At 65.4% G+C, this 13998-nt stretch carries 10 protein-coding genes and 3 pseudogenes; 6 read left to right on the forward strand and 7 right to left on the reverse strand.

The window, feature by feature from the left end; all coding sequences use genetic code 11:
* Positions 1-3: 3 nt before the first annotated feature.
* From OG381_RS00570 to OG381_RS00580, 3 genes and pseudogenes are all read right to left on the reverse strand, one after another.
* Positions 4-1197 (reverse strand): hypothetical protein, encoded by a 1194-nt coding sequence (locus OG381_RS00570; protein ID WP_327714079.1) that lies wholly within the window; start codon positions 1195-1197, stop codon positions 4-6.
* Entirely contained in the window at positions 1190-2761 is a 1572-nt protein-coding gene (locus tag OG381_RS00575) for a type I restriction-modification system subunit M (protein ID WP_327714080.1), read from the reverse strand. Before OG381_RS00575 ends, OG381_RS00570 begins: the two co-directional genes overlap by 8 nt.
* Positions 2762-3266: 505 nt before the next feature.
* Positions 3267-4136: pseudogene (locus OG381_RS00580) on the reverse strand (transporter).
* A 225-nt stretch (positions 4137-4361) separates the two neighbouring features.
* Here OG381_RS00580 and OG381_RS00585 point away from each other — a divergent pair.
* Entirely contained in the window at positions 4362-5189 is an 828-nt protein-coding gene (locus OG381_RS00585; protein WP_327714081.1) for a trypsin-like peptidase domain-containing protein, read from the forward strand.
* Positions 5190-5481: 292 nt separating this feature from the next.
* Here the strand turns inward: OG381_RS00585 and OG381_RS00590 are convergent, their stop codons facing one another.
* Entirely contained in the window at positions 5482-7029 is a 1548-nt protein-coding gene (locus OG381_RS00590) for a restriction endonuclease (RefSeq protein ID WP_327714082.1), read from the reverse strand.
* Positions 7030-7239: 210 nt separating this feature from the next.
* Here OG381_RS00590 and OG381_RS00595 point away from each other — a divergent pair, with 210 nt between their 5' ends.
* From OG381_RS00595 to OG381_RS00615, 5 genes and pseudogenes are all read left to right on the forward strand, one after another.
* Positions 7240-8037, forward strand: coding sequence for an IS5 family transposase (locus OG381_RS00595; protein WP_327714083.1), 798 nt, complete (start codon positions 7240-7242; stop codon positions 8035-8037).
* 166 nt (positions 8038-8203) lie between these two features.
* Positions 8204-8347: pseudogene (locus tag OG381_RS00600) on the forward strand (transposase); the annotation flags it as partial.
* Positions 8348-8445: 98 nt separating this feature from the next.
* A complete protein-coding gene (locus OG381_RS00605) occupies positions 8446-8988 on the forward strand; it encodes a transposase (RefSeq protein WP_327722352.1) in 543 nt (180 codons plus the stop codon).
* Positions 8985-9401 (forward strand): hypothetical protein, encoded by a 417-nt coding sequence (locus OG381_RS00610; protein ID WP_327714084.1) that lies wholly within the window; start codon positions 8985-8987, stop codon positions 9399-9401. Before OG381_RS00605 ends, OG381_RS00610 begins: the two co-directional genes overlap by 4 nt.
* Before the next feature lie 154 nt (positions 9402-9555).
* Positions 9556-10326 carry a DUF5995 family protein gene (locus tag OG381_RS00615; RefSeq protein ID WP_327714085.1) on the forward strand — a complete coding sequence of 257 codons (771 nt, stop codon included), beginning with the start codon at positions 9556-9558 and terminating at the stop codon, positions 10324-10326.
* 74 nt (positions 10327-10400) lie between these two features.
* On the opposite strand, the pseudogene OG381_RS49425 reads toward OG381_RS00615, so the two are convergent.
* The 3 genes and pseudogenes from OG381_RS49425 to OG381_RS00625 form a co-directional block, all read right to left on the reverse strand.
* Positions 10401-10550 (reverse strand): annotated as a pseudogene (locus tag OG381_RS49425) (IS630 family transposase); the annotation flags it as partial.
* A 77-nt stretch (positions 10551-10627) separates the two neighbouring features.
* On the reverse strand, positions 10628-11761 hold the full coding sequence (locus OG381_RS00620) for an IS630 family transposase (protein ID WP_327714086.1): 1134 nt from the start codon (positions 11759-11761) through the stop codon (positions 10628-10630).
* A 1132-nt stretch (positions 11762-12893) separates the two neighbouring features.
* Positions 12894-13892 (reverse strand): YdcF family protein, encoded by a 999-nt coding sequence (locus OG381_RS00625; RefSeq protein WP_327714087.1) that lies wholly within the window; start codon positions 13890-13892, stop codon positions 12894-12896.
* Positions 13893-13998 lie beyond the last annotated feature (106 nt).

The following is a 13998-nucleotide window of genomic DNA, read 5'->3' on the forward strand; positions in this document are numbered from 1 at the left end:
GGATCAGACCTCCAACTCGGCGGACTCGATGTCGATGGTGCGGTCGAGTAGCCCCGACAGCAGCCCCGCCCGGACTTCGCGGAGACGGGCGGCCTCCGCGCGGGTTGCCTCCAACGCAGACTCCATCGCGTCAAGTTCGACCACCATCTCGCGTTGGCGGTCGAGCGACGGTAGGCGCACGGCCATGCCCTTCGCCCGCTTGGCGCTGATGTGCTTGATGTTGGTGCCGCCCGCAACGTCGAGGAAGGCCCTGGATTCGTAGGCCCACATGCTCCAGTGGAAGACGAACTCAGGGATGCAGACCCCTTCCAGCGCCCGGAGACGGAGCAGGGTCATCTGGGTACAGACTGGCGCTGGCAGTTCGTCGCGCCACATGGCTGGCATCCCGACCGCATTCGGGCTTGCGCTGCCCTCGGACACCACGACGTCGCCGTATTGGAGGCTGAATTTCTTGCGCTCCGATGGGTCGTAGTTCATCTCAAGCACGTCGGACAGGTCGAGCTTCCCGTAGCCGACGTTCGCGGAACGGAGGTAGGGCGTCATGTATGGGCCAGTCGCCCTGTCGGGTGTCCGGCGCACGCCGGTGGAGAAGTCGAAGGCGTGCTCGGCCCTCACGGCTTCAACCGAGTTGTCGGTGATGAGGTCGGCTCGTCGGCGACGAAGAACCGCTGCCAGCGCCCCCGCTTCGGCGTCGAGTGCAGTGATCTGGTCGTCCACCGAACCGATGACCTCGATGATCCGCCCCTGGACAGGAAGCGGCGGCACGGGAACCACCCATGCCTCGAAGTCAGCTTCCTTCCATCGAGCACGCCCCTCGGAGCCTGCGCGCATGGCACTGATCTGTCGCAAGACTTCTGGCCGCTGGAAGTTGAGGAGCAGGAGACGGGCGTCCACTTCCTCTTCGTTCACTTCATAGAGGGGGAACTCGTTCGTCGCCAGAGCACCATCAAGCTCAGCGGAGACGACATCGAATGAGCCCTTCTGAGTGTCGATCCGGTTGAATGTGAAGTCTCCCTCCCGCGCCCGATAGAGGGATTTGGCCTTGACTGTCTCAGTCGTGACGACGCCCCTGTCGTAGGCGCCTTTGCTGTACCACCTCACACCCATCGTGCGGTATTCGGTACCCGATTCCAGGTGAACGATTTCCCGCCGCTGGCGAGCGATCTTCCCCGCGGGAACATGCTGCCAGTCACTCATCAAAGCCCTCGATCCCTGTGGCGGCGAGCACCTGCAGCATGCGCTGCTCGGTCCTCTGGCGCTCTGCTCGAGCGATGTTGTAGGCGTCGATGAGGATGCCAAGTTCTTCCTGCTCGGCGGCGGCCTGCTTGATGTAACGGCCGATGTTGAGGTCGTACCCGTTCGCCACGATCTCCGTGGTGGGGACGAGGCGCGCCGCGAGTCCGCCTGCTCCGTCGGGGTCCAATGGGCTACCGGCGGCGTCGAATTTCGAGTGGTAGGCGGTCACGATGTCGGCAATGTCGGCGTCGGTGAGGATGTTGCGATTCTTGGCCTTGGTGAACCGCTTGGAGGCGTCGATGAACAGCACGCCTTCCTGCCGCTCCGGGGCCTTGGTGCCGGGTGCCCGGAACACCAGGATCGCTGTGGGGATGCTTGTGTTGTAGAAGAGGTTCGCCGGCAGGCCAATGACCGCTGCAAGCAGATCATCGTCCAGGACCTGCTGGCGGATGGCTGCTTCCTGGCCTCCACGAAAAAGGACACCGTGGGGCAGGACGACACCGGCCCGACCCTTCTTCGGTCCCATGCTGGCAATCATGTGCTGCACGAACGCCCAGTCCGCCGACGACTGAGGAGCGACACCGCCGATGGCGCGCTGGTCGTTGATCCAAGGCTTCCACTTCAGGCTGTAGGGAGGGTTGGCGAGGATCACGTCGAACTGCTGGATGGATCCGTCCGGCTTCTTGAAGCGCGGGTCCTTGAGTGTGTCGCCGACCTCAACCTTGAATTGGGTGAGGTTGTGCATGAAGAGGTTCATGCGGGCCACACCCGCGGTGTCCGGGACGGCCTCCTGCCCGTGCAGTTTGAGCGTGTAGCCACGCCCGCCGTGGGCCTTCAGCAGGTTCGCGGAGGCGATGAGCATGCCGCCTGACCCGCAGGTCGGGTCGTACACCGACTCGTGGCTCTTGGGGTCCAGGATCTCGACGATCAGCTCGACGACCTCGCGCGGGGTGAAGAACTGGCCGGCGCGGGTACCGGACCCGTCGGAGAACCGCTTCAGCAGGTACTCGTACGCCCCACCGAGCACGTCGTGGGACATGTTGCCCTCATGCATCTTCGGGGTGCGGTCCATTGCCTGCATGACCGCCGCCAGCACCTCCCTCGACAGCACCTCTTCCGAGGTCCAGGTCATAGACCCGAAGATTCGGGAGAACTTGTCGGGGTTGGCCGTCTCGATGGCCTGCAGCGAGGCACGGACCCGCTGGCCGAGGCCGGGCTGGGTCACGGTGGCCAGGATGGATGACCAGGAGGCGCGACGCTCCTGGACGGTGCCGGGATGGATATACGGGATCTCGAACGACTGGTGGTCGCGGTACTCGATCTCTCGGGCTTCCTCGTCGGAGAGGCCGTCCCCCTCGTACTCCGCCAGGAACTCCTGATGATGGTGCTCCCAGGTATCCGAGAGGTACTTCCAGAACATCAGCGGGAAGACGACCGAGGCGTATTGCGCTTCGGGCATCGCAACGCGCAGCTCGTCGGCCGCATCCCACAACCGGCTCTCGATCTCCTGCTGGGTCACTGCCATCAGTCGGTGGTGTCCTTGCTCATCAGTGGGGCGGCGACCCGAGGGCCGCCATGATCGTGTTGGCCAACCTATTTTCGCTCAGTCCCCCGCGGCAGAAGGGACTTGTGCGAACAACCTGCAGTCCGCCAACTTACGCGCAGCCACTGACAACGACGCGATGCACGACGGCAACGGCACATAGAGCCTGCTTCGCTGTTGAACCCGCAGCAGCACCACGACTCCGGCCGTGCATGGAGCATCGACTCCACCGGCTTGCTCTGCCCTCCTGCACCGCAGCGTGACAGGCGGCAGCCAGCATCCCAGCGGCGTGGTGCAGCCGACACTCGGGCAGCACATCCAACACCGCAAGCGCGGCAACGTAGCAGCGGATCCCCGGTTACCGAAACCGAGGATCCGCCGAATACTTGTAGCTCCACCGCCACTTCCTGACCGCCCGTCGAAAGGCAGCACCGCGACAGATCCCTAACGTCACCACCACACAGCACGCAATACCTGGTCCGGCCCGTCACGCCGAGGCGTAGCTCAGCCGAAACAGGTCCGGGGCGCGCTCCAGGTCCCGCTCGGTGCGCAGCTGAACCTCCAAGTCTCCCGTGCCGTGGTGGCCGAGTCCGGTCACGTCCCGGGTGAAGCCCGACACCAGGTCCACTGCTGTCGGATCCGCTTTCAGGTAGACCAGCACCTTGGTCTGCTGGGGCGGGATGAGGCAGGCGAAGTTCCGCAGCGCTGATAGGCGCGGTACTGCTTGCGCTGCACCCGGGTGACGCCGTCGCCCAGGCCGACGAGGACCTCGTCGACCGCTGCCGCCGTGTTGCCGAACCGGCTGCGCCCCGGGCGCGCTGCGGCGTATCCGCTTGGCCGGGGCAGAGTGCCCGGTGACCGAGACCACGGTCTCAAGGCCGAAGTGGTCGCTGCCGAAGTACCGGTAGCGGACCAGGTCGATCGAGCGCCGGTGCTCGCGTAAGGCGTGAGCGTCGTAGCGGGTGAAGTCGCCGGCCACGCAGATCAGCCGCGGTGCGCTCCACAGAATCTGGGCCGCGGCCGTTGCCCCGAGCCGGTCGCGGACCAGACTCCGGAAGGCGTCCTTGTGGCTCATCAGCGAGGCCATGTAGAAGAGGCCCTGGTTGATGGCACCGGCGTCCGTGCCGCGCTTGTACTCGACGATCACAGGCGCCCCGTTCTCGTCAAGGCCCAGCGAATCTATCCGCCCGCCATCGACGCAGTCGATGACGTACTCGCTTGCGAGGAACGTCACGCCCAGCATCGTCTCCATGCTCGTCTCGACGAGGTCCTGCACATCCGCCTCGACCGCAGCAAGACGCGGCGTGACCTCAGTCACACCGCTGTTCGTCGTGCGGAACACCTTCAAGCCCGACACCTTCCCCCTCGACTCGGAGATCACCAACGCCGAATGGGGACAAGATTGTTTCCGCGAGAGGCTTCGGACCTGTGAAGACGGTGTGAGAAGACGTCCGAGCCGCGGAGCGCCTCAGTTGGCAAGTTAAGCGTCCGCGGCGCCGGTTCGTGCGGAGTCGCAGGAGTGGTCAGCACTGACAGGATGGTCACGACGAGGCCCCAAGCCCCAGGGGTGGCACCATGCAGCATGACAAAGATCGACGCTACGGTGCTCTACTCAGCTGTCCGCCTTCGGGCAGGATTCTTCGACAGGTCTAACAACAAGAGTACCGGAACCGGTTCCGGCTTCATCATCACTGACAACTCAGAGAACCGATACCTCGTCACGAATCGGCATGTGCTGGATCGCAACTTCGAAAAGTTCGGTGGCTGGTCACTCGAATCCGTGACGGTGGACGGTCAGTATCAGTCTGCCGTGATGGACATTTTGGGCACGGTTCCCCAGCAGATCACCATCATTGATCCCGAGCCGAAGTTCCTGGACAGCGACATGGTCGATCTGACAGTCCTCCCGCTCGATGCGCCGATTGGCCGCGCCCAGACTCTGACCGGAGAAGGAAGATTCAACGGCCTCCCGGTATCCGCGCTGGCCACCGCTACTGACTTCGCGTTCGGTCGGGTAACTGTCGGAGGCAGGGTCATTACGCCGGGATACCCGGGCATCAGGGGCGAGGTCGCCGAGCGCCCCATCCTGGTTGGAGGGGTGATCGCATCAGACCCACGCCACCCGGCGGCTCTGGGAACCGACACCTATCCGAGCGAGGTGCTGACCCACTCATTCAGTTGGAATGGAATGTCGGGTTCTCCCGTGCTCTGCTACGTTCCAAAAGCGCTGACCTGGGGCGACCTCGGAACTGGCGACTTCGAAGAGGTCCTCCTGGTCGGTGTGAACGCGGGACACATCAAGACGAGCGGAGAGACAGCAGGCGTTCTTACGCGCTTCGTCCGAGCTGATGCCCTGGCCGAACTACTGATCGGTGCTGGAGCTCAAGGCATTCCAACGGTGAGCGCATGACGCTCCGGGCAGGGCACGCCTTCCGGCCGCGCACGCCGCCCAGTTCACCTCGGCCGGCAGGGCTACCCGCTCCGGCCGCCAACTCGCATGCTCACTCGCACTGGGTGCGCGGGTCGACCCGCAGGCGGGTGAACATGATGCAGTGGAGGTGAGCGTTCGCCTGACAATTGCCGCCACGCTTGAGACAACGGACTACAGACGGCTCGTCCGCCTCACCACGTAGTACACGGCCCCGGAACTCGTCACGAGATCATGGGCTGGCCTTGCATCGCCACGCCTTCCGTGTCCGGGGCTACCGGAGGCCAACTGCTCGAAGCACCCGCTCGTCCCCTCGGTACGAGTAGAAGTGGCCGTGGTCGAGGCTCGTCTGGAGTAGTTCCCAGTCCTCTTTATCGGCATGAAACAGCGACAGAGCGGCGCAAACCTCACACTTCTCGCACGTGAGGAAAGGGCTCAGAGGGTGGAGTCCTTGGTCGCGGTCAGCCAGGTACAGGATGTGGCCGATCCGATCGGGTCCGTCATGACGCAAGGTCTCGGTGGGAACGATGGGGTGGTCTCCCATCAGCCGCCGAAAGGTGACGGTGTCTGACTGCTCGTGGCGATCCCACACCACGTTGGTCACATGAAGCAGCTGCAGGTCGGCAAGGAACCGTGCTCGGTCGAGGAGAAAACGCAGGCCATCGCGAGCCTCATGCAATTTGGAGGCCGAGACAGCGGGGAGGTCTTCGCGCCCGTGGGCTCTGCTGTTTCGCTTGGTGCCGAGGCTTTGGCATGCAATCTCGGCCTCGTCGTCCGCGAGCAGGACCGCGAGTTCGTGGAGGGGATGCTCAGGGGGAAGGTCGGACATGCCTTCCGCCGATGAAATCTGCTGAAGGATGCGCTGCCAGTCGCCAAAGCCGGGACCACCACGCCCGGTTGCAATCTTCCCCTTGAACGCTTTGATGGCCTTGCAGGTGATGCCCGCCTCATGCGCCAGAGCGGTCGTGAGAAGCGCGCTATATCCGAGCAGGGTTTCTGCGGCTTTCAGTACGGCCTCGTATTCCATCACCTGGGCATCGTCCTGGCCGTCAGCGCTGTTCTGCGCCTCGACGTTCCGCCATCGCAGAGCGATCGGATAGGGATATCGCGTACGGATGATGAACCCCGGATCGTCGAGTTGGGCAGCAGCCACAGACCGGAGCCGGGTGAGCTGGCCAGTAGCGATGATGAGCCGCCTAGCCTCCTCCGGGCTCGCGCTCCTGTCGAAGACCGACTCGGCGAGCGTACCTGCTTCGGCGGCCATTTCACCCAGCCGCTGCCCGGCGGCAGCAAGATCAGCCAGGGCTGCGGACAACGCTTGGTCCTCATTAGGCAGCTCCAGCGCCTTGAGCCGGGAAAGCCTGAGGTGCAGTTGACCAAATGATCCAGCTGCGAGGTGCCCGACGGTGTCTGAACGAAGGAACGCGAGAATCAGACGGACGTGCTCCGCCGACAGGGGCTTAGCCGGGCGGAGCACAAAGAGGCTGCGCACAGCAACGGCCGGTAGATCGGCTTCCTGCACTAGAGCAGCCTTCGGCCGACCGGAGATCACGGAGGACAGCAAGATGTCACCAGCACGAAGATGAAGCCGCTCCGGCGCATCACTGCGCCACTCATCAACTTCCGGATCCGGTTCAGCGATCACACCATCTCGCCCGATATTCTTCAGCCAGATGAGCCGAACAGCGCCAGGGTCGGCGGGACCGCAGACACCGTCTGAGGCCCGGCGGTCAAAAGCCCATCCATTCAGGACCGTATTGAACACCGATTCGAACGGCAGGCGGTCCGACGACGATCCTTCGTGCTGCTTAGTGCTGGGCAAAGCCCCCCCCAGGATTGTGATGCCGAGATCTTACGACGCTGGGCGGATGTGCCGTCAGGCATGTTGGCCAGGTGGTTGGTTGACGGCTTGTTGGCTCACCGCTACGACGTGTTGAGGGTTATCTCCGCACTCCCTACAGTCATTAAGCCTTTTCCAACCTCCCGCGCCGGTTGGGCAGTTGGCCTGACAGGCAGGTGAAGCCCCTGGTAGATGGGTTTTCGACCAAGAGAACCGTCTCCACCAGAGGCTTTCTACCCGTCCGGCGTCGACGTGTCCAGCTCTGCCCTCCGCTTCCTCGCTGCCCGCCTGAGGGAACACCGCCGTGCTCTCGGCAGCCGATGGCGGCGCCTGAGCGCGGGCCGACAGGCCCTGCTCGCTCTCGCGCATCTTCGCAACGGCCAGCCCTATGCCCAGCTCGCAATCGGTTTCCGCATCGGCACCACCACCGCCTACCGCTACATCACGGAGGCGGTCGAGATCCTGGCGGCCCTCGCTCCCACGCTCGCCAAAGCAGTACGGGCCGCGTCGATGAAGGCGTATCTGATCCTGGACGGCACGCTTCTGCCGATCGACCGGGTCGCCGCCGACCGTCCCTTCTACTCGGGAAAACATAAGAAGCACGGCATGAACGTGCAGGTCATAGCCGACCCGAAGGGCCGCCTCCTGTGGGTTTCACCGGCCTTGGCCGGTGCCGTCCATGACGTCCGGGCCGCACGCGAGCACAGCATCATCGACGCTCTCGCCGAAGCCGACATCAACTGCTGGGCGGACAAGGGTTACCAGGGCGCAGGCGGCACAGTCCGACTCCCTTACCGCGGCCGATGGGACCGCCTCTCCGTAGGCCAGCAGGCCGTCAACCGGTCCCACGCGATAGTCCGGGCACTGGTCGAACAAGCCATCGCCACCCTCAAGTCCTGGCGGGTCCTCCGCAAACTCCGCTGCTCAACAACCCGGATCACGAGCCTCGTCCAAGCTGTCCTCACCCTTCATCTGGCCAGCTCAGACTGAGTGGGTGGTTTGTGAGTCTATGAGTGGTTCTGGTGTCGCCTGATGGTGTGGGGGAAGCCGGAATGTGCCGGTCCGGTGCCGGTGGCCTGCTGGGATCGGTGGGGTGAGTGAACGCAAGCCGTACCAGAGCGACTTGTCCGACGAGCAGTGGGCGTTGATCGAGCCAGTGCTCACGGCCTGGAAGAACCGGCACCGTTCCGTGAGCGGCCACCAAGGCCGCTATCCGATGCGGGAGATCGTGAACTCGATCCTCTATCAGTCCCGGACCGGCTGTCAGTGGGCCCTGTTGCCGAACGACCTGCCGCCGAAGAGCGCGACGTACTACTACTTCGCCGCCTGGCGGGACGACGGTACCGACCAGCAGATCCATGAACTCCTGCGCTGCCAGGTGCGGGAGAGGAACCGGCGATTAGAGGACCCGACCCTGGTGATCCTGGACACCCAGAGTGTCCGGGCGGCCGCCGGGGTCCCTGTGGTCACGACGGGGAAAGACGCCGCGAAACGGGTGCCGGGCCGCAAGCGGGCCTGGCCGTAGATGTCCTTGGCCTGGTCATCGCCGTCACCGTGCTAGCCGCGAGTGTCCACGACAACGCCGCCGGCATCGCTCTGCTCGACCAGGTCGCCGTCGCGGCGGGCGGCTCGGTCAGCAAAGCCCTGGTCGATCAGGGCTTCAAGAACCAGGTCGTCACGCACGGGGCCGGACTCGGCATCGACGTCGAGATCGTCCGGCGCAACCCCGAGGAGCGGGGATTCGTTCCGCAGCCGAAACGGTGGCGGGTGGAGCAGACGTTCGGGATCTTGATACTGCACCGGCGCCTGGTCCGCGACTACGAACACCACCCGGCCTCCTCAACCTCCCGCGTCTACTGGGCCATGACCCACGTCATGGCCCGCCGGCTCACCGACGCCAACACGCTCACCTGGCGCGATCCGCAGATGGCCGGCGCGTGAACCTCAACCCCCTCTTCCAGGCTCTTGACCTTCAGGAGGACGCCGCCCGGGCCCTGGCCGACGATCTCCGCACCCAGATCGACACCCTTCAGACCCAACTCCGTCAGGCCGAACTGCGTCTGGAACACCTCGCCATCACCCGCGAGACCATCGCCGGCCTTGCCGACCGAATCCCGGCCCAGACAGCCGGCCCAGCAGGAGGGCTGGAGCTGCCCGAACATCCGGACTACCCGCGCATCCTCGCCGTCTTCAACGACGCCACCGGCCCACTGAGGGCTCGCGACCTCTGCCAGGCCCTCGACTTCGCGCTCCTGCCGAAACACATCGAACGCACCCGCGCCAAGATGAAACGCCTGGTCACACTAGGAATCCTTACCGAGGCCGAGCCCGGCACCTTCAGCATCAAGCAGTGACCAAGTCCGGAACGGACATCAACTCACGAACCGCCCACTGAACAAGTCACCTTTCAGTCACCAATCCGCATCAGGGAAACGTCAACTCCTCTTTCAGGATAAGCATTTGGCCTACAGTCCTGGGGACGAGGGAGCCGCGAGGGGGGAGCCGGACATGGTGGCGGAGAACATCGACGATGTCATCGACGGCCTTGCCGAGATCGTGCGCGAGGCCGTCCGCACCGGAGACCGGATCGGATACTTCGCCGCGCTGTACCGACAGGTGACCGTCGAGGTCCGCAAGACCATCCATGAAGATCTGTTCGACGACGGTCCCCGCATGGATCGCTTCGACACCCACTTCGGCAACCGCTACTTCGAGGCGTACGACGCCTGGCGTCGCGACCGGAGCGGGCCGCGCTGCTGGCGCGAGACGTTCGGACTGCTGGACGACACCGACACCGTCATCGTCCAGCACCTGCTGCTCGGCGTGAACGCGCACATCAACCTCGACCTGGCCGTCGCCGCCGCACGGACCGGCCCGGGCGCGGACATCCACGGGCTGCGGCGCGACTTCCTGCTGATCAACGACATCCTCGCACGCGTGGTGTTGGCCGTGCAGGACTCGGTCGACGCCCTGTCGCCCCTGCTGTCGCTGCTGGACAAGGTCGGCGGCCGCACCGACGAGCAGATCCTTGACTTCAGCATCCGCCAGTCCCGCGAGGAGGCCTGGTACAACGCCGTCCTGCTGGCCGGTCAGAGCGAGCGGGAGCGCGAGGCCACCCTCGAACGCCTCGACGTCCGGGCCGCTGTGCTCGCCAGGCTGATCGCACGGCCGACCGGTATTGTCCGGCCGGCCCTGGAACTGATCCGGCGGACCGAGAGCGGTGACGTGTCGACCGTCATCGCGCATCTGGACAGGGCGATGGAGCGCTCCTCCACCTGATGGTCCGCTGGAGTCCAGCGCCACCAGACGGCAAGGCAAGGCACGGTGGGCCCCCAGATCGTGGCCCGGCGTCAGCGGTTCGCCGACATACGGGTCACCCGGAACCGCCGGGCCGCCTCCCGGTCACTGGCCCCAGCCTCAATCAAGTCAGCTGCCGCGAAACGGACTTGTTCACGCCGATCGCGCTGGTCGGCCGTCAGTCCTCCGCCATCGGGATACCTCACACTTCCGGCAGAGCGCAGCCGACACCAACCGCCACGACCCCACGTAACCCGCACCGTTAAAGATCTCTAGTGCCGCATCAGGCAACGTTCGCCCTGTCCACGACCTCGCGGAGTCGTTCGTCGGCGGCATGCTTGTTCCGCCAGATGATGTAGCGGCGGATCATGCTTCCCTGTTCTTTGTGGCTGGTGTGGTCGGTGCCGTCGAGTGCGAAGTAGCGCAGGGCGGTGAACTGGGCCTCGATCCGGTTGAGCCAGGAGCTGTTGGTCGGGGTGTAGGCGATCTCCACGTTGTTGGCCGCCGCCCACGTCGCGACCCGCTGGCAGCGCTTTGTCGTCAGGTGCGGTGAGTAGTTGTCGCAGATGATCGCCATGCGTATGTCCTGTGGGTGCAGGGAGCGCAGGTAGCGGCAGAACTCCAGGAACTTCGACCTGTTCTTGGTCTTCTTGATGTGCCCGTAGAGCTGGTCCTTGGCCAGGTCGTAGGCGGCGAACAGGTGGCGGACCCCGTGCGGGCGGGTGTAGGTCGCCCGGCGCCGAGGCCGGGGTTCACGGTCGGGATCCTTGTGCCGGCCGCCGCGTTCGGCCCACTGCCGTCCGGGGTGTGGCTGGAGGTTGAGCGGCCCGAACTCGTCCATGCAGAAGACGACTTCGGGCTCGCCGTCCTCGGCTATGACCTCGCCGTCGGCGATCGCGTAGAGATGCTCGACCCGGGCCTTCTTGGCCGCGTAGTCCGGGTCGCGTGAGGCCTTCCAGGTCTTCACGCGTTGAAACGAGACGCCCTCCTCGCGGAGCAGGACCCGAAGGCCCTCGTAGCTGATGTCGTCGACCACCCCCTCGGCGACCAGGAAGTCGGCCAGCTTGGCCAGGCTCCAGGTCGAGAACGGCAGGCCATGCTCGGCCGGCTTGGACTTGGCGATCTTCTTGATCTCCCGGCGCTCGGGGAGGGTGAAGGTTCTGGGCCTGCCGCCCTTGTACTTCGGATAGAGCGAGTTGAATCCGTCCGCGTTGAAGTTGTGGATCACATCCCGGACCCGGTCCTGGCTGGTGAACGTCACCTCGGCGATCTTCGCCACCGGCATGCCCTGCGCGGATAACAGCACCATCTGGGCCCGCCGCCAGGTCACCACCGAACCGGTACCCCTGCGGATGATCCGCAGCAGTCGCCTGCCCTCATCGTCATCAATCTCCCGGACCCGCACACGTTCAGCCACGTGATCATTCTGGCTGTCTGATGCCGCCCGGCGCAGCAACCCAGCGATACGTCATGACAGGGCGAACGTTGCCTGATGCGGCACTAGCTGACGACCGGCGCCGTCGTGACGCTCCCTGACTGGATCGTCGACGTCATTGCACCCTGCACCAGGCCCCACCCAGAGCGACCGCGACCGGCGTCGACGTTGGCCGGACGCGCACAACGCGCGCGTTCATCAGTCCCGGTCCAGGAACTGTCAGCGGCGCTGAACCGCCCCGGCTTTGATCGAGACTCCGGAACGGTTCACTCAGTATCGTCCCGCCCGCGGTGACGACGGCTGCAACGGCCGTGAGGTACGCGGCGACTACGTGATGATGCGCAAGACTCCTACCGGCATCCGACCGAGCAGAAACCGCAGCACGAGTGCGGTTCAGTCGACGGCGCGAGGGCCGGACGGGCACACCCTCCCCCACTGCGGCAGCATCGCGAATCCGTGCGCTCGACGACTCCATCGAGATCCACCCCATCTCTGTCCAGCAGCAAAACGCCTGAGACAGAGCGAACCAGAGCCCGATCAGCAGCAGTTGACAGTTCGCGAATGTGCGACATGACAGGACACGCAGCGACTCGAGCAAAGCTCGAGACTGTGGATCATCTCGGAGAGGACGTACCTTCCCGTGTGGTTGATTGAAGGTCACCGAGCGAGACCGGTGTTCGCAGCACCGGCCTGGAAGGCACGTTCCTGCTCAGCGTGATCAACGACGGACGGCCGCGCCGCCAACCGCTCCTTCCTGATCGATTGATCGCCCGGGAGGGGGCACGAAGGATGCTGGCCGCCGCATTGGAGGCCGAAGCCCATGCCCCATAGCCGCTGGCGGATGAACGTGAGGCGGCGAGGCGGGCACGGATCCACGCCGTCCGCCAGCTCCCGCACCGCCTGTTCCCGCACCGCGCCCATGGACCGCTTGCCCGCCGTGTGCAGCCGCCCACGCCTACGTACATGGAGAGGGATCTTGCCCGTACCCGGCGGTGGATCGCGGATGAGGAACGACGCGAGACCGAACGCCGGCACAGCATCGCGGCCCGGCCCCCGGAGCCGGACTGGCTGACAGAGCAGAGCCTGAACCGGGACGAGGTCCGCAGCCGCCGCTTCAGTGCTCCAAGACCGCTGTCGCCACTGGCACTGCCAGCAGCAGGCTGAGTCCGACCAGGAGGAGGCGGTCCAGCCACAAGATGGCGGCGAATTCGCGCAGTGTCGCGGCCAGCCAGTAGGCGGGGGAGGTCGGCGCGCCCACGACGTGCACGGGCACGCCGACGCGGCGGGCCAGCAGGGTCGTGCGGTAGACGTGGAAGCCGCTGGTGACCACCGTGGCACGGTGGCACCCAGTGGTGACGTCCACAAGCGCCGCGCTGAAGCGGAGGTTCTGCCTGGTGTTGACGGAACGGTCTTCCCGCACTATCCGGTCGGCGGGCACTCCGCGCCCGCGCAGATAGTCCGCCATCGCGCCCGCCTCGGAACGGATCTCGTCGTTGCCTTGGCCGCCCGAGACGACGAACACCACACGAGGCGTGTCTGGTGCGCGGGCGGCGTCGATTGCGAGGGCGCGTTCCAGCCTGCGTGTCAGCAGCGGGCCGGGCCGGTCGCCGTTGAGGCCGGCGCCCAGGACGACGACATGGGTGCTTTCCGGCAGTGGGGTGTTACGGCCCCGGGCGAACACGTAGCCGGCGAAGACGAGGAAGAGCAGAGTGAGATATCCCGCGGCCGCGTTCACCGCGACCACGAGGGCACCGAACGCCTCGCCACCGACCGCCTGGAAGACCGCGTCGAGGCCGAGCACCGCCAGCACCGTGCAGCCGGCGGCACCGGTCGCCAGCAGAGCTGCCTGCGGTCCGTAGCGCCGAACCAGCAGGACGCCGTCGGCCAACAGCAGCAGGCCCAACGCGAGCGCCACGAGCAGGCCGACGACGGCGAGAACGGTGGCAAGGGTCGGATGGCCTGCCGCGCTGCGAGCGGCCACGCCGAGTCCGGCAGAGGTCACCGCGAGGCAGAACAGGACAGCGGTGGAGAACCGGTGCGGTGCCAGCAGGACATTGACGCCGCCGCCCACGGCGAACACGACCGCGGCGAGGTACTCCGGGTACTCCAGCATGTGCCGCACCGCTCCGCTCGCTCTCCCCCGCCTCTCATTGCCCGCAGGTTCCCGGACCCGGTACGGACGGCTGCCATCTTCCCAGACCTGCTGTGGTGTGCCGAAC

Source organism: Streptomyces sp. NBC_00490 (assembly GCF_036013645.1).
Classification (GTDB): domain Bacteria; phylum Actinomycetota; class Actinomycetes; order Streptomycetales; family Streptomycetaceae; genus Streptomyces; species Streptomyces canus_F.